Origin of the sequence: Anaerotignum faecicola, from assembly GCA_024460105.1 — a bacterium.
GTDB lineage: Bacteria > Bacillota > Clostridia > Lachnospirales > Anaerotignaceae > JANFXS01.
Genome location: JANFXS010000003.1, coordinates 58,512 through 73,428, shown reverse-complemented (window position 1 = coordinate 73,428; position 14,917 = coordinate 58,512). Strand labels below are relative to the sequence as shown.

Below are 14,917 nucleotides of genomic sequence, written 5' to 3'. Positions count from 1 at the left end.
TATGAATAGTTTTTTTGTTAATAACAGAAATAAACTTTATAATATTTTAAAAGATGGCGATTTTGTTTTTCTGTTTGCCGGCGAGGCGCCTGTTAAGCGCGGTGATGAAAAATACTTGTTTTCTCCTGACAGAAATTTTTATTATATGACAGGAGTCGAGCGGGAACGGTGCATTTTTATGCTTGCCAAAAATAATGGGGTGAGAATTGAACGTCTTTATATAGAACCGGATAACGGACATCAGGCAAAATGGGTGGGAGCCAATATAACGCCTGCTGAGGCAGAAAAAGCAAGCGGAATTTCGGATATAAGTTTTACAGATGAATTTGAAAGCGATACGGAGCATTATAAAGAAGATGTAAAACGGCTATTTATTGACTGCGAACGGACAGATCTTATGTACAGCCAGACGCCGGAGGGGTTGGAAGAAATATTCCCTAAAGCGTCGGTGGAAAATGTTTTCCATATAATCTCCGAATTTCGCGTTATAAAAGATGATGAAGAAATAAGACGTATTAAAAATGCAATTAATGTAACGCGCATGGCTATTGAAGAAATGATGAAGAATACAAAGCCTGGAATGATGGAATATGAAATAGAGGCGTATTATAATTATATTTTAACTAAAAACGGCGTGAAAGATAAAGCTTTCAATACAATTATAGCTTCAGGAAAAAACGGAACTGTGCTTCATTACACAGATAATAATTCTAAAACAAAAGACGGCGGACTTATACTTATAGATGCAGGCGCGCAGCGTGAATGGTACAACGGGGATATATCAAGGACTTTTCCTGCAAACGGAAAATTTACCGAACGTCAGAAATTAATTTATAATATTGTGCTTAACGGGCAAAAGCTTATAATGGATGCAATAAAGCCGGGCGTTCCTATGCCGAGCCTTAATGAAAAGTTAAAGGATTATTATTTTCGTGAATTAAAAAAAATCGGTCTTGTTCAAACAAGGGATGACGTTTTTAAATACTATTTTCATAATGTAGGCCATTTTTTAGGAGCAGAAACTCATGACGTCGGCAATAGGAATCAGGAGCTTAAGGAAGGGATGGTATTAACCGTTGAACCGGGGCTTTATATAGACGAATGGGAAATAGGTATAAGAATAGAGGACGACGTGCTTGTTACCAAAGACGGATGCGAGAATTTATCAAAAGATATGATTAAAACGGTTGAAGAAATAGAGGAATTTATGGCAAATGGCAAATAGTTTTGATTTTTTGGAAAAAGATTTATTTCCTCCTGTTTCAGATTTTTTTGAAAATCTTGGATACAATGTGTTCGGAGAAGTAAACGGATGCGATCTTATTGCAAAAAAAAGCGATGAAATGATAATTGTTGAACTTAAGAAGGCTTTTTGCCTTAAACTTGTTTATCAAGCCGTAAATCGTCAGGAACTTTCAGATTTGGTTTATGTTGCTGTCGGAAGAAGCGAAAAAGGTATGAGGGACAGCAGTTTCAAAAATATGATAAAACTCCTAAAACGTCTTGATATAGGGCTGATTACAGTTGCAATGGACAGCCCTGTTAAAACCGTTGACGTCATATTGGAACCCAAAGCCATAAAATGCAAAAGCGGACAAAAAAAACGTATGTTAAAAATAGAGCTCAACGGCAGGAGTGAAAATTTAAATAATGGAGGCGTAAACCGGACTGAGATTGTCACAGCCTACAGGGAAAAAAGCATTGAATTACTATGCCTGACTGACAAAATAGGAACTATAACAAACAAAATGTTAAAGCAGGCAGGATATGAGAACAAAAATATCAGCATACTTTACAAGAACTATTACGGATGGTTTTTAAAAACAGGCAAAGCGGAATATACAGTTTCAGATAAGGGAAAAACTGCTCTTAACGAGGAAAAATACAGCAGGCTTGTAGAGGTTTATTCATTGCAGGCAGAAAACAAAATTAAGGCAATGGAAGGAATAAACTAAACAGTATTAAATAAAGAGCGCTTTCGGCAACATTATAGTTTTTGAAAGCGCTCTTGTTTTAATTATAAATTGTCGTCAGAACCCCGGTTTCACGAGTTTTGTTCATATCAATAATTCTTTGATTACGGCTTCCCCTGAATTTTAATTCAAGGGATCTTTGTGATTCTATGAAACGTCCGTCTACAAGTATGTCCGTATTTTCGAGCAGATTGTTAAAATCGGGATCGTTTATTTCCTGTATTTCTTCAAATGTATATCCAGTATACGTCCATACATTAAGCCCGATCTTATGAGCCGCCGCCGCTATTAAACCGCACTGTTTCGGCTGGACAAACGGATCTCCTCCTGTTAGTGTAACGCCGTCGAGAAGCGGATTTTCTTTCATAATGGATATAATTTTGTCGGTATCGCTTTCAATTCCGCCGTTAACATCGTGTGTGGCAGGATTGTGGCAGCCCGGACAGTTATGTATACAGCCTTGTGTAAAGACGGCAAGGCGTATGCCCGTGCCGTCGACAATGGAATCGTTGACTAATTGCGAAATGCGTATTTTCATTATAATGCACCATCTTCAATAACAGAATGTTTAACCCTATCGTTTACTTCAGCTCTTTTGGCATTGTTAAACCTTTCAACCGTACCTACGAGATAACCGGTTATTCTTCTTATACGCTGGAACCCTATATCGCCTTCATCTTCGTGACGGCCGCATTTAGGGCATGTATCGCCGATTATTCCGTTAAATCCACAGCATGGATCGCGGTCTACGGGATGATTAATAGAGCCGTAGCCGATTCCCTGTTCTTTCATATAACGCACAATTTTTTCAAAAGCTTCAAGGTTTTCGCTTGGATCGCCGTCAAGCTCAACATACGATATATGTCCGGCATTAGTAAGGTTATGGTATGGGGCTTCTATCTGTATTTTTTTAAACGCGCTTATAGGATAGTATACGGGAACATGAAAACTGTTAGTATAATACTCTTTATCGGTAATGCCTTCTATAATACCGTATTTCTTTTTATCTATTCTTATAAATCTTCCGGATAATCCCTCTGCAGGAGTAGCAAGAAGAGTAAAGTTAAGGCCGTATTTCCTCGTGGCTTCGTCGGTACGTTTTCTCATATGGCTTATTATGTCAAGGCCAAGGTTCTGGGCTGTTTCGCTTTCCCCATGATGCGCGCCTATGAGGGCTTTGAGACATTCTGCAAGGCCGATAAACCCAACGGAAAGCGTTCCATGTTTAAGAACTTCCCGTACCTCGTCATTGTAGCCTAGCTTTTCGCTGTCAATCCAAACGCCTTCGCCCATAAGGAAAGGGAAGTTGTTAACTCTTTTTTTAGCTTGTATTTCAAATCTTTCAAGAAGCTGATCGATTACAAGGTCAATTTTTCTGTCAAGCTCATTATAGAACCATTCTATATTTTTGTTTGCCAATATGCCCAGACGGGGGAGATTAATTGTTGTGAAGCTTAAATTTCCGCGGCCGTTGGAAATTTCTTTTGTTTTGTCATACTCATTCGCCATAACTCTTGTACGGCAGCCCATATACGAAATTTCCGTTTCGGGAGTGCCTTTGTAATATTTAAGGTTAAATGGAGCGTCCTGAAATGAAAAGTTAGGAAAAAGCCTTTTTGCACTTACACGGCAGCTAAGCTGGAACAGATCATAGTTTGGTTCTCCCGGATTGAAATTAACGCCTTCTTTAACCCTGAAAATTTGTATTGGGAAAATTGGCGTTTCGCCGTTTCCAAGCCCTTTTTCGGTTACAAGAAGCATATTTTTAACAACCATTCTTCCTTCAGGGGATGTATCCATTCCGTAATTTATAGATGAAAAAGGTGTTTGTGCTCCGGCCCTAGAATGCATTGTGTTCAAATTATGTATAAGAGCTTCCATTGCCTGATATGTAGCCCTGTCTGTACCTGTTACAGCTTTTTCCCTTGCAAACTCCTGAGCTTTTAAAACGGCGTCCTCGTTATATCCCTTTGAAATAAGCGTCTCAAACTGTTTTTCGTTATATTCGGCGTTTTCTTCCAGTTCCGGCACAAATCCTTTTGATTCAAGCTCGGCTTTTAATATTTCTGTAACTGCATCCGGATCAGCGCCGCACAAGAGTTCAAGGGCATTTCCCATTGATGAGAAATATAATCTCTTAAATGTTTTTTTAACTCCGGGAGCAAGGCCGTAGTCAAAGTTTACAATTGATTGTCCGCCATGCTGATCGTTTTGGTTTGACTGTATTGCAATACAGGCAAGTGCGGCGTAGCTTGATATATCGTTCGGTTCCCTTAAAGTCCCATGCCCTGTTGAAAAACCGTTTTTAAACAGCTTTATAATATCAATCTGGCAGCATGTGGTAGTTAAAGTATAGAAATCAAGGTCGTGAATATGTATATCGCCTTCCGCATGGGCTTTTGAATGTTCAGGCTTTAAAACAAACATCTCATAAAAATGTTTTGCACCTTCCGAGCCGTACTTAAGCATTGTACCCATTGCCGTATTGCCGTCAATGTTTGCATTTTCCCTTTTAATGTCGCTTTCGTTTGTATCTTTGAATGTAATATCCTCGTATGTTTTCATAAGGCGGTTGTTCATATCCCTTATGCGTGAGCGTTCAGCCCTGTAAAGTATGTAGCTTTTTGCCGTTTTTACATATCCATGGTCGATAAGCACTTTTTCGACAATATCCTGAACCTGTTCTACATTCGGAGAAGTGTTGCCGGCAAGTTCGAATGTCTGCTGTACTTCCTCAGCCAAAGCCATGCACACGCTTTCCGGCTTTGCGCCGGTTGTAGCGGCAAAGGCCTTATTGATTGCAGCCGCTATTTTAGATATATCAAATTTATCTTCGCGTCCGTCCCTTTTTTTGATACTTACCATCATTATTTTATCCCCCTTGACAATTTGTCCCTAATTTTTATTTAAAACACAATATATAGTAGTTTTGATATAATAAACATGCATACATATTGTATATCTAAAATTTAACTTCGTCAATGTAAATGTTAAATAAAAATAAATGTGGTCTGTTCTTAACTTTACTTACATATGTTAGTAAGAATAGATAAAAAGGGGAATTTGCATGGAAACCTTTAGCTGTTTTAGAAAAAAAGAAGTAATAAACGTATGTGACGGAATGCGGCTGGGGTATGTATGTGACCTTGAGCTGGATCTGAGGAGCGGGAAAATATGCAAGATAATTGTTCCTGAAGGAAACAGATTTTTCGGAGTATTATGCCGTGAAAGGGAGTTTAGGATCCCATGGGATTGTATCAGGCGCATCGGCGATGATGTTATACTTGTCGATATTATACTGGACGAGATGATGTTTGTGCCGGAATAGTCCATAAAAATTGATGAAATTTTAAACTGTAACTATACTTTCATATGGATTGGAAATGTGTCAACAGTGCGTTTGTTGAATTGCGTTTAGCTTCGCTTTACGATGTGATACGCGACTCACAAGAAAAATTTTCCGCATTTGGGCATTGCAATATGCTTGCCGTAGGAAAAGCGGCGCAGATGGCGTTGTTTGTTTTGCAACGCCGGTATATACATCAAGTATGACCGCCGCCATTAAAAATTTTATCGACAGGCTTGCGCCGCTTAAAATACCGCAAATTATCAGGGATAAAGGAAGTTTTGATCTAATTGATATTAAGAATAGGAAACAAAAGTTTGTTGTAATTTCAAATCATAGATTTCCGGGCGAAAATAACTTTAGAATAATGAAAACCATGTTTTCTCCGTGCAGCCATGTACTTGAGATATACAGGAACGGCGGCATGCTGTGAAACGCCATCTCTGCTTTGTTGACGATGCGGGACATTAAATGGCGTAACTTATGCATATTACGGAAAAAACAAATGAAGAGATTAAAATGTATCTTATGACTTCAAAAGAATATATAAAATATATCGGTATGTAACAATAATTGCCAAAAAACTAATATTTTATGTTGACCTGTAACATTTTGTGCATTATACTTTTTTATATATAAGTATTTGGGGGGAGGAATATTTGTGAAATGCCCTTTTTGTAATAACGACGATACAAAAGTTATTGATTCGAGAGGCCAAGACGATAATACAACCATTAGGCGCAGGAGATTATGCGAAAAATGCGGAAAAAGATTTACGACATATGAACGTATCGACACAATCCCCATGACGGTTATAAAAAACGACGGGACAAGAGAATTTTTCGACAAACAGAAGCTTATGGGCGGCATTATGAAAAGCTGCAATAAGCGCCCTATAACGGTTAAGCAGATTGAAGAACTTTGCGACAGTATTGAAAATACCGTTATGGGCAGCATGGACAGAGAAGTTTCAAGCAAAGATATAGGAAACATGGTAATGGATAAGCTTAAGAATATAGACGAAGTTGCATATGTAAGGTTTGCATCGGTTTACAGGCAATTTACGGATATCAATACATTTATGGATGAACTTGCCAAAATGCTCAGCGAAAAAGATATAAAATAGTAATATTTAAAGCCGGTATTAATTACCGGCTTTAAATTTTTAATTCTGTTGTTTTCGGAATGCTTTATGTTTTCGGTAAGTATTGCAATAAAGCTGTAATTATTATACAATACCTAAATATGGGCATTGACGTATATTGCATAAGCAAACTGCAAATATAAAAGCAGATTTTCAAATAAAGCCGAATTTTTAAATAATTTAATTACTGCGAAGGAGAATTCGAAATATGATTAGTGCAAATTCAGTTACACTTCAATACGGAGGAAGAACATTATTTAAAGATGTTAATGTTAATTTCACAAAAGGGAACTGCTATGGGCTTATAGGGGCAAACGGAACGGGAAAAAGTACATTCCTTAAAATACTGTCAGGTGAAATTGAGCCTAATAAGGGGTATGTTTCCATTACTCCTGGCGAGAGGCTTGCGGTTTTAAAACAGGACCATTTTGAATTTGATGATTTTTCTGTTGTTCAGACAGTATTGTATGGACATAAACGGCTTTATGAAATTATGCAGGAAAAAGAAGCGCTTTATGCAAAACCCGATTTTAATGATGACGACGGGATAAGAGTTTCGGAACTTGAGGCGGAATTTGCGGAGCTGGACGGCTGGACGGCTGAAAGCGATGCGGAAATACTTCTTAACGGTCTTGGAATAACAAACGAATTTCATTATGCTCAAATGAGCGAACTTACAGGAAATCAGAAAGTTAAAGTGCTGCTTGCCCAAGCTCTTTTCGGAAACCCTGATATACTGCTTCTGGACGAGCCTACAAACCATTTGGATTTAAAGTCTATCAAATGGCTTGAAGATTTCCTTATGGATTTTGAAAACACTGTTATAGTCGTATCGCATGACAGGCACTTTTTGAATAAAATTTGTACGCACATTGCAGATATTGATTATGGAAAAATTACAATGTTTGTGGGAAACTATGATTTCTGGTATGGATACACTCAAATGACGCAGCGTCAGCTTAAAGACCAAAACAAGCGCACCGAACAGAAAATGAAAGAGCTTCAGGAGTTCATACAGAGGTTCAGCGCAAATGCGTCAAAAAGCAAACAGGCTACGTCAAGAAAAAAACTTCTTGACAACCTTCAACTTGACAATATAAAGCCTTCTTCCAGAAGATACCCATTTGTTAACTTTAAACAGGACAGGGAAGTTGGAAACGACCTTCTTGAAGTTAAAGGGATAAGTAAAACTATAGGCGACAGAAAAGTTCTTAATAATGTTAGTTTTATAATAAATCCTAATGACAAAGTAGCTTTTGTCGGAACCGATGAAATTGCAAGAACAACATTATTTAAAATACTCATGGGAGAAATTGAGCCGGACGAAGGCAGCTTCAAATGGGGAATAACTACAAGCCGGGCTTATTTCCCTAAAGATAACAACGAGTATTTTGACGATTGCGAGGATTCGCTTATTGAATGGTTAAGGCCATATGCAAAAGACGGCGAAAAATATGACGCCGATATTCGCGGCTGGCTTGGAAGGATGCTTTTCAGCGGTGAAGAGGCCACAAAAAGCGCAAAAGTATTGAGTGGTGGCGAGAGAGTACGATGCATGCTGTGTAAAATGATGATTAGCGGAGCAAATGTCTTAATACTTGACGAGCCTACGAACCATCTCGATCTCGAAAGTATTACCGCTTTAAATGAAGGACTTATAGACTTCAAAGGTACTCTGCTTTTTGATTCCCATGACCATCAGTTTGTGCATACTATAGCCAACAGAATCATTGAAATACTTCCAAACGGAATTATTGATAGGGCTGAAACATTCGACGAGTATATTGAAGACGAAGTTGTAGACAGTCTCAGAGAAAAATTTATGTAATAAACAGGCGGTGTTAAATATGGATTTAAAAGAGGCTATTTATGGCAGAAGAAGCGTTCGCAGATATAATGATAAGCCTATAAGCGATATTGACATTTCTGAAATAATGGAGGCGGCATGCTGGGCTCCTTCTGCCGTTAATTTGCAGCCATGGTATTTTGTTGTATGCAGAAGCAGCGAAAGTATGAAGAAGTTAAGCCGCATTATGGACGGAAGTATATTTGGGCTTAAAAAGGTTCTTAATAACAGATTTAAATCCCATCCAGAAGTAATAAACGAAACGGTGGATTTTGTGAAAAGCCTTGGGGGAGCTAAGGTATGTATTTTGACTTTTTTGCAGCAGGAACATTATGATGAGGAGCTTGCGGCTGTAGAAAGCGCAGCGGCAGCAATGCAGAATATTGTATTGACTGCTTATTCAAAAGGCATATCAAGCTGTTGGCTTACAGCCCCTCTTCATGTTGAAAATGAACTGAGAGAAGCTTTTGCTCCGGGAAAGGGAAGGCTGATTGCCGCAATCACGCTTGGTTATAGTGATGCCGAAACAAAAGCTCCAAAAAGGAAAGAAGGAAGAGTAACGGTTATTTAATAAGAAACGGCAGGTTCTTCCTGCCGTTTTTTATATAATATTTTTATCATTAATTTTCATTATCTTGTCCAGAACATAATCCTGCAAACCTTTTGGAAGATTTGCATATAATTTTATTATTTCTTCTGCGGTTTTATTTTCGTGTTCCATACGCACACCTCTGCTTTCATATTCAGGAACTTTGTCCACATCATATCCCATAAGCCACACAGGATTAACACTGAAATATTCGGCGAGTTTTTCTATAACAATAAGTTTAGGCGTCAAAATGCCGTTTTTATACCTTGAGATTGTGCTTGGGTTTAAATGCAGTATATCGCTTATTTTATAAATTGATTCGTCGCGTTCTTCTAAAAGAGATTTAAGCCTTTTTGAGAATTCACTTTTTTCTACAGCTTTCATTTGTTTTTGCCCCCTTTAATTATGAGGTAATTATATCAGAATTTGTATGATATGACAATAACGAAGCGTGACATGATTGCCGAAACGTGTCGAAACGTGTTGACAGTTTGTATTTTATGTGATAACTTTATGTTGAATAAAATTTTCATAAAAAGACATAATTTAGGAGGAATGGGGAAATGAGAGAGAAAAAATACTGTGAGCTGACAGAATTAAAAAAGCTTATGAAAAAGAAAAACTATTCGTACCGAAAATTTGCAAAAAGGCTTTCAATGAGTACAGATGCGTTATCAAACAAATTAAATGGATATTCATATTTTAATCTTGAGGAAGCAGATAAAATTGTACATATCCTTGGAATAGATAAAAATGATATAAGTATATATTTTTTCCCCGCATGTTGCTTAACGCAATACGAAAGTATATATGAATATCCGGACAATAAAAAGAGAAAAATAATATAAAAAGGAAGAGGATTTATATTTGAGTATAATTGACGAATTATATAAAGAACTTAACATATCTCAATATGCTTATAAAGAACTGGAATATTTTTGTCTTCAATACAAAGAAAAGAAACAGGAAATAAATAACTGTTATGGCGTGAGTTCAATTCAGTATGGTTTCAGGCCCGGCAACAGAAAAATAAGCAACACGACTTTGTCAAATGCAGAAAAAGCTATTTCTCTTAAAAAAGACATAGAAATGATTGAGCAATCTGCCATTGAGGCAGACAGCAATATCTATGGTTATATTCTTAGAAATGTAACCGAAAAGATATTATATGAATACATGGATGTGCCTTGCGGACGGCGGCAGTTTTATGAAAAACGAAAACTGTTTTTTTGTATACTGTATATGAAGAGACGTAAGCTTATAAATGGGTAACCACAGAAGTTTAGTTTATGATATATTATATGGGGTGAAACACATAGGAGGTGGTTAAATAGCGGAAGTTAAAAAAGGAGTAAGCGCAAAACAGAAAAAATTTGTTGAGATGCTTTTAAACTATAATTTCAACGAAGATAACAATTTTTATTATGATTGTGGAATTGATGAAAATACTTTTTATAAATGGCTTAAAAACGACGAATTTGAGAAGTACATGGAAGAAGCTGTTGCAATACATATAACAGGAGAAAATCCAAAGGTTATTAAATCTTTAATTGAACAGTGCGTTAAAGGCAATTCAACAGCGCTTAAAATATATTTCGATCTTAAAAACAAAGAGAAAAAATCTTCATCAAAAAATTATGTTACAATTTCAGACGATATACCTGCAAAAAAATGAAATATCTGATTAAATATTTAAAAATTCGTCAAAACATCTTTAGTCTTTAAAGAAAATAGTAACACAGCGGCCATTAACTTCATGGATTTTAATTTTATTATAGACGATAATATTATTACAGCAGTAATGCTGTTTTATATAAATTGTTAAAAAATCTTTGGAGGTGTTTTCAGTGGCGTCAAGAAACAGAAAAGCTGTACCCGAAGCAATGAGCGCTTTGGAACAGTTTAAATTCGAGGTTGCTAATGAAATCGGTGTTCCACTCAAAAAAGGTTATAACGGTGATTTAACATCTGCTCAGAACGGTTATGTAGGCGGATATATGGTTAAAAAAATGATTGAGGCGCAGGAAAGAAAAATGGCCGGAGAAAGCAGCCTGTAATTTAATAGTTAAAAACAAGAAAGCCCAGAACATATATTGTTTTGGGCTTTTTATCGCTAAATAAACCTCCTATAGAAACGGATGGTTTAAGTTAATTATTTTTCTTCGGCAATATCGTCTTTTTTATTTTCTTCATCTTTCTTCTTGCTTCCGAATAACGGTTTCTTTTCGGGAACCGGTTCTTCTTCAGGTTTGTTTGAAAGATTAGGCTCTTTCTTCGCATAAACTTCCTGTTTAATTACAGGTATTCTTACGCCTCTGTTTGTTCCAAATTCGATAACATAGCATTCAGCAGTAATGTCTACTACTTTACCGAACATACCGTTTGCAAGGAGTACGGGATCGCCGATTTTGATATTTTCTCTCATTTTCTGCATTTCTGCATTTCTTTTTTTCTGCGGCCTTATTGAAAAGAAGTACATAACTCCAAAAATAATAACACAATATAAAAGTATCATTACTATTGGGTTCATGCCTCCTGCCGCTGCGCCTTCACCTGCCGCTCCTGCCGGCGCCCCGGCGCCGCCTGTTCCGTCTACTACTGTTGATAAGAAAGCCAGATTCATTGTTTTCTCTCCTTTGTGATAAAAAATTTAAACATCCGTTATGCTGATATATACGATGTTATGATGAAATTAGTTTATTGCATATTATACAATTATATAGAATATACTTCGCCTAGTCAATACTTATTGAACTGTATTTTACAATGTATATTTTAATCGTTATTATATAAAAATTTTTTAATTATTAAATTAAAACGGCTTGTCTATTTGTTAATGATGTCATATACTGCATTATATAATAATTTTGTAGATTGGAAATATATTGCGTGTTGTAAACCGAAGCTATAGACGCGCAATCTTATTTACATAAATTTGTTTTTGATTGGAGCTGCAATTTAGCAATATAGTTATTTAAAAGCAAGGGAGCGTTGTTGTATATGGTCAAACTTCTTTACACCGGAAAGGATACAAACACGGATGAAAACATGGAAAGAATCAGAAAATTGGGATATAACGTTATTACACATAAAGATGAAAAGATACCGTTAAACGAAGATGAACTAAATTGTGAAGTGCTTGTTACGATAGACGCTTTGAGGAACAATCCGCCAGAGAAATTTAGGAACCTTAAATTTATACAGGCAAGAATGGTTGGAACTGATACCATAGATATGGGTAAATTAAAAGAAATGGGAGTTGTTTACTGCAATGCCAAAGGCGTATACGATATTCCTATATCGGAATTTGTGGAGAGATTTCTTGAACTTTCCTTATTTTACGGGCTTTCCAGCCCCTTAAATAGTGAAATGATATGTATTTTCCCTTATTTTTGACCTTATGCGGAATCAGCAAGGGAAATAAGGGAATTTTTTATTTAGTCGTTGCCTGCCACTTTATCAAGAAGTCTGGCGGAGTTCCGCTTTGCCTTTCTTGTAGAGTGGGCGTAGACATTCATTGTGGTACTGACATCAGAGTGCCCTAACAGTTCCTGCACATCTTTTGGGGCAGCTCCGTTTGAGAGGAGGTTGCTTGTGTAGGTGTGTCGCAACTGGTGGAAATGGAAATTCTCAAATCCGTCCAGCCTTTTTGCAACTGATCGGCAGGCAATGCTGAGTGTGCTTGGCAGTTCCAGACATCCGTCCGGTCTCAGGCAGACAAAGGAGATTTCCTTGTAATCTACCGGGATTTCTTCGGTTCCGTCCAGATGATAATATTCATAATACACTCTGTTTTTGTCCTGTGCTTCCTTGTAGAAATTGCGGTGGTAAAGTTCACCATACTGCATCCGGCTTTTAAGCTGTTTTTTTCTGGCGGTTTTCAGTATTTCAGTCAGAGTATCGCCAAAATCAACAATCCTTACTTTCTTTCGCTTGGTCGGTCCGATGATGTTTTTATGTTTTGTGCCATCATAGCGGATACTTCTTTTAATGGTCAGGCATTGTTCTTCAAGATTGATGTCCTGCCATGTCAATCCGCAAACTTCACCGATACGAAGTCCCGCATAGTATGCGATCTGGATTGGCAGGATTGCAGGTGGATTCTTTACTTTGAGGTATTCTATCAGTCTCTCATAATCTTCATGGGAAATAGGCTGTATGCCTTCTTCTACCTCATCATCTGAGAATAAATCCACATCCTCTGCCTGTTTTTTCAGCTTAATATACTGCATAGGATTAAAAGTAATCAACTGTTTTGGAAATACTGCAAACCGGAAAGCCTGTTGTAATACTGCTGAAAAGGAATGGATGTAATCTTTACTGTATCCTTTTCTCACTTTTCCATCTGGAAATTCCCCACCGAATGTAAGCAGATCGAGAAATGCCTGTAAATGTTCAGCAGTAACGGTTTTTAATTTGCGTTCTGCAATCGGATGTTTCTTGATACAACGGATTGCACCAAGATAATTTTCCACTGTACCATTGCTGAGTGTTCCGACTTTCAGTTCTTCTTCCGCCCACATATCAAGAAGTTCTCCTACAGTAAGATTATCTGTCTTTGCGACAAATTTCTTGCTTTCGTAATCATCCATTGCCTGACGGAGCAGTTTTTCCGTTTCACTTTTACTTTCTGTTCCAGCGTATTCTTTCTGAACCAGATTGCCGCTTGCATCTTCTACATAGAAGCGGTAGTACCATTTCTTTCCTTTTTTTCTTACAGATCCTTTTGCCATAATCGTGTGTCTCCTTTCGATATCAGACAATCGGAACTGATGAAATGCTTCTTGCGTGTAAGTATATCATAACTCCGGTTGTCGTTCTATACCGAATCGGAATCCTCATACAAAACTTCTGATAAAAGATTTTCAAGCCTTTGTTCTGCCATTTCCGGTTTCTTGGAATAAAGCCTTACGATATCTGCCATGTCGTTAAAGGCATTAACAGTGTGGGTGATCTCCCGGAGAAACATAATCTCGTTATATTCATCATTCGATTCAAACCCCATTACTTTTGCAATATCAGCTTCATTCGTGTTGCCCTTGTAATTCTTGCAGGCAAACTGGAATGATTCCAGAAACAGGTTATATTGCTTTAACATCAACAGCAGTAAATCTTTGGAAAAAGCATCTTCCTTTTTACTAAGGTCGAGAGGTAACTGTTTGAGAATATCGCCCATTGCATCACGAATCTGTAATTCTTTCTTATCCGTAATATCGGTTTCGTATTCATCGGTTTCCCCTCTGAGCCATTCAATAGATACATGAAGTGCTTCCGAAAGACCTTCCAGCACCATCTTTTTGGTATTGTCAATCGAACCATTCTCATAACGCAGGATTGTGGAAGCGGTAACTCCCATCTTCTCTGCAACATAAGGCTGTGTCAGATTTAATTCCAGACGACGCTGTTTTGCCCTGCTGCCTATCAGCTTGCGTAGTTCTTTATCTTTCATGCTGATTGCCTCCTTTTTCGGTATGTATGAATTATAGCATGTACCTCACATAATTGCAATATGCAATATAATAATTATTTTTAAAATTTCATAACGCTTGACAACACAATATAAAACCGCTATACTAACAGCACAACAGAAATTGCATAATGCAATTCATAAGGAGGTGACAAGATGACGGAAAGAAAGATTGCATTATCCATCGAGGAAGCAGCCGACTATACAGGAATTGGCAGAAACACTTTGAGAAAGCTGGTTGAATGGAAGAAACTTCCGGTATTAAAAGTCGGAAGAAAAGTCCTTATTAAAACTGACATTCTGGAAAAGTTCATGGAAGCCAACGAGGGGCGAGATCTGAGGGATAAAGGAAATGTAAAAACTGTCACAAGAAATGTGGCAACTTAAAAAGGCGGCTTCCTACGAAACCGCCAAAGGTTCTATCAGACCGAAGCCATGATATACCTACACGCAAGAGGATTATACCATGTGCTTCTCCTGATATGCAACCGGGAACTAATGTTTATCTTGTCGGAAAAACATCGACAAGATAATGCTCCGCAAGGATGCACC

General features: G+C 37.5%; 19 protein-coding genes. 13 read left to right on the top strand and 6 right to left on the bottom strand.

Annotated features, from left to right (window positions below; all coding sequences use genetic code 11):
- Position 1 precedes the first annotated feature (1 nt).
- Positions 2-1,225, top strand: a complete 1,224-nt coding sequence (locus tag NE664_05375) for an aminopeptidase P family protein (GenBank protein ID MCQ4726090.1) — start codon at positions 2-4, stop codon at positions 1,223-1,225.
- On the top strand, positions 1,215-1,955 hold the full coding sequence (locus tag NE664_05370) for a DUF2161 family putative PD-(D/E)XK-type phosphodiesterase (protein MCQ4726089.1): 741 nt from the start codon (positions 1,215-1,217) through the stop codon (positions 1,953-1,955). The genes NE664_05375 and NE664_05370 overlap by 11 nt, the downstream gene beginning before the upstream one ends.
- A 58-nt stretch (positions 1,956-2,013) precedes the next feature.
- On the opposite strand, the gene nrdG is transcribed toward NE664_05370, so the two are convergent.
- The gene (nrdG, locus tag NE664_05365; protein ID MCQ4726088.1) at positions 2,014-2,511 is read right to left on the bottom strand and encodes an anaerobic ribonucleoside-triphosphate reductase activating protein; all 498 of its coding nucleotides are present in this window, start codon (positions 2,509-2,511) and stop codon (positions 2,014-2,016) included.
- Positions 2,511-4,841 (bottom strand): anaerobic ribonucleoside triphosphate reductase, encoded by a 2,331-nt coding sequence (locus NE664_05360; protein MCQ4726087.1) that lies wholly within the window; start codon positions 4,839-4,841, stop codon positions 2,511-2,513. The genes nrdG and NE664_05360 overlap by 1 nt, the downstream gene beginning before the upstream one ends.
- Before the next feature lie 199 nt (positions 4,842-5,040).
- Between NE664_05360 and NE664_05355 the strand changes: the two genes are divergently transcribed.
- The 5 genes from NE664_05355 to NE664_05335 all read left to right on the top strand — a co-directional run bounded on the left by NE664_05355 (position 5,041) and on the right by NE664_05335 (position 8,880).
- Positions 5,041-5,301, top strand: coding sequence for a YlmC/YmxH family sporulation protein (locus tag NE664_05355; protein MCQ4726086.1), 261 nt, complete (start codon positions 5,041-5,043; stop codon positions 5,299-5,301).
- A gap of 145 nt (positions 5,302-5,446) precedes the next feature.
- On the top strand, positions 5,447-5,752 hold the full coding sequence (locus NE664_05350) for an NAD(P)H-dependent oxidoreductase (protein MCQ4726085.1): 306 nt from the start codon (positions 5,447-5,449) through the stop codon (positions 5,750-5,752).
- Between the two features lie 228 nt (positions 5,753-5,980).
- Positions 5,981-6,445 carry a transcriptional regulator NrdR gene (nrdR, locus tag NE664_05345; protein MCQ4726084.1) on the top strand — a complete coding sequence of 155 codons (465 nt, stop codon included), beginning with the start codon at positions 5,981-5,983 and terminating at the stop codon, positions 6,443-6,445.
- 226 nt (positions 6,446-6,671) lie between these two features.
- Positions 6,672-8,291, top strand: a complete 1,620-nt coding sequence (locus NE664_05340) for an ATP-binding cassette domain-containing protein (GenBank protein MCQ4726083.1) — start codon at positions 6,672-6,674, stop codon at positions 8,289-8,291.
- A 19-nt stretch (positions 8,292-8,310) separates the two neighbouring features.
- Positions 8,311-8,880 carry a nitroreductase family protein gene (locus NE664_05335; protein ID MCQ4726082.1) on the top strand — a complete coding sequence of 190 codons (570 nt, stop codon included), beginning with the start codon at positions 8,311-8,313 and terminating at the stop codon, positions 8,878-8,880.
- A 30-nt stretch (positions 8,881-8,910) separates the two neighbouring features.
- Here the strand turns inward: NE664_05335 and NE664_05330 are convergent, their stop codons facing one another.
- Complete coding sequence (locus tag NE664_05330) at positions 8,911-9,282, bottom strand: helix-turn-helix domain-containing protein (GenBank protein ID MCQ4726081.1); 372 nt, start codon at positions 9,280-9,282, stop codon at positions 8,911-8,913.
- 179 nt (positions 9,283-9,461) lie between these two features.
- Between NE664_05330 and NE664_05325 the strand changes: the two genes are divergently transcribed.
- The 4 genes from NE664_05325 to NE664_05310 all read left to right on the top strand — a co-directional run bounded on the left by NE664_05325 (position 9,462) and on the right by NE664_05310 (position 10,955).
- A complete protein-coding gene (locus NE664_05325) occupies positions 9,462-9,746 on the top strand; it encodes a helix-turn-helix domain-containing protein (protein ID MCQ4726080.1) in 285 nt (94 codons plus the stop codon).
- Positions 9,747-9,765: 19 nt separating this feature from the next.
- A complete protein-coding gene (locus tag NE664_05320; GenBank protein MCQ4726079.1) occupies positions 9,766-10,170 on the top strand; it encodes a hypothetical protein in 405 nt (134 codons plus the stop codon).
- 58 nt (positions 10,171-10,228) lie between these two features.
- Positions 10,229-10,573, top strand: coding sequence for a phBC6A51 family helix-turn-helix protein (locus tag NE664_05315; protein ID MCQ4726078.1), 345 nt, complete (start codon positions 10,229-10,231; stop codon positions 10,571-10,573).
- Positions 10,574-10,745: 172 nt separating this feature from the next.
- Complete coding sequence (locus NE664_05310; GenBank protein ID MCQ4726077.1) at positions 10,746-10,955, top strand: alpha/beta-type small acid-soluble spore protein; 210 nt, start codon at positions 10,746-10,748, stop codon at positions 10,953-10,955.
- A gap of 95 nt (positions 10,956-11,050) precedes the next feature.
- Here the strand turns inward: NE664_05310 and yajC are convergent, their stop codons facing one another.
- Positions 11,051-11,521 (bottom strand): preprotein translocase subunit YajC, encoded by a 471-nt coding sequence (yajC, locus tag NE664_05305; protein MCQ4726076.1) that lies wholly within the window; start codon positions 11,519-11,521, stop codon positions 11,051-11,053.
- A 377-nt stretch (positions 11,522-11,898) separates the two neighbouring features.
- Here yajC and NE664_05300 point away from each other — a divergent pair, with 377 nt between their 5' ends.
- Positions 11,899-12,294: a hypothetical protein gene (locus NE664_05300; protein ID MCQ4726075.1), complete on the top strand. Its 396-nt coding sequence runs from the start codon at positions 11,899-11,901 to the stop codon at positions 12,292-12,294.
- Between the two features lie 41 nt (positions 12,295-12,335).
- On the opposite strand, the gene NE664_05295 is transcribed toward NE664_05300, so the two are convergent.
- Together NE664_05295 and NE664_05290 are read right to left on the bottom strand one after the other, a co-directional pair.
- On the bottom strand, positions 12,336-13,631 hold the full coding sequence (locus NE664_05295; protein ID MCQ4726074.1) for a site-specific integrase: 1,296 nt from the start codon (positions 13,629-13,631) through the stop codon (positions 12,336-12,338).
- 86 nt (positions 13,632-13,717) lie between these two features.
- Complete coding sequence (locus tag NE664_05290) at positions 13,718-14,347, bottom strand: helix-turn-helix domain-containing protein (protein ID MCQ4726073.1); 630 nt, start codon at positions 14,345-14,347, stop codon at positions 13,718-13,720.
- 174 nt (positions 14,348-14,521) lie between these two features.
- On the opposite strand from NE664_05290, the gene NE664_05285 reads away from it, so the two are divergent.
- Positions 14,522-14,752: a helix-turn-helix domain-containing protein gene (locus NE664_05285; protein MCQ4726072.1), complete on the top strand. Its 231-nt coding sequence runs from the start codon at positions 14,522-14,524 to the stop codon at positions 14,750-14,752.
- Positions 14,753-14,917: the final 165 nt, after the last annotated feature.

Bases quoted from the DNA above. Each gene is read 5' to 3' on its own strand.
- NE664_05375 (MCQ4726090.1), top strand. From the start codon at position 2: ATGAATAGTTTTTTTGTTAATAACAGAAATAAACTTTATAATATTTTA.
- NE664_05370 (MCQ4726089.1), top strand. From the start codon at position 1,215: ATGGCAAATAGTTTTGATTTTTTGGAAAAAGATTTATTTCCTCCTGTT.
- nrdG (MCQ4726088.1), bottom strand. From the start codon at position 2,511: ATGAAAATACGCATTTCGCAATTAGTCAACGATTCCATTGTCGACGGC.
- NE664_05360 (MCQ4726087.1), bottom strand. From the start codon at position 4,841: ATGATGGTAAGTATCAAAAAAAGGGACGGACGCGAAGATAAATTTGAT.
- NE664_05355 (MCQ4726086.1), top strand. From the start codon at position 5,041: ATGGAAACCTTTAGCTGTTTTAGAAAAAAAGAAGTAATAAACGTATGT.
- NE664_05340 (MCQ4726083.1), top strand. From the start codon at position 6,672: ATGATTAGTGCAAATTCAGTTACACTTCAATACGGAGGAAGAACATTA.
- NE664_05335 (MCQ4726082.1), top strand. From the start codon at position 8,311: ATGGATTTAAAAGAGGCTATTTATGGCAGAAGAAGCGTTCGCAGATAT.
- NE664_05330 (MCQ4726081.1), bottom strand. From the start codon at position 9,282: ATGAAAGCTGTAGAAAAAAGTGAATTCTCAAAAAGGCTTAAATCTCTT.
- NE664_05325 (MCQ4726080.1), top strand. From the start codon at position 9,462: ATGAGAGAGAAAAAATACTGTGAGCTGACAGAATTAAAAAAGCTTATG.
- yajC (MCQ4726076.1), bottom strand. From the start codon at position 11,521: ATGAATCTGGCTTTCTTATCAACAGTAGTAGACGGAACAGGCGGCGCC.
- NE664_05300 (MCQ4726075.1), top strand. From the start codon at position 11,899: ATGGTCAAACTTCTTTACACCGGAAAGGATACAAACACGGATGAAAAC.
- NE664_05295 (MCQ4726074.1), bottom strand. From the start codon at position 13,631: ATGGCAAAAGGATCTGTAAGAAAAAAAGGAAAGAAATGGTACTACCGC.
- NE664_05290 (MCQ4726073.1), bottom strand. From the start codon at position 14,347: ATGAAAGATAAAGAACTACGCAAGCTGATAGGCAGCAGGGCAAAACAG.
- NE664_05285 (MCQ4726072.1), top strand. From the start codon at position 14,522: ATGACGGAAAGAAAGATTGCATTATCCATCGAGGAAGCAGCCGACTAT.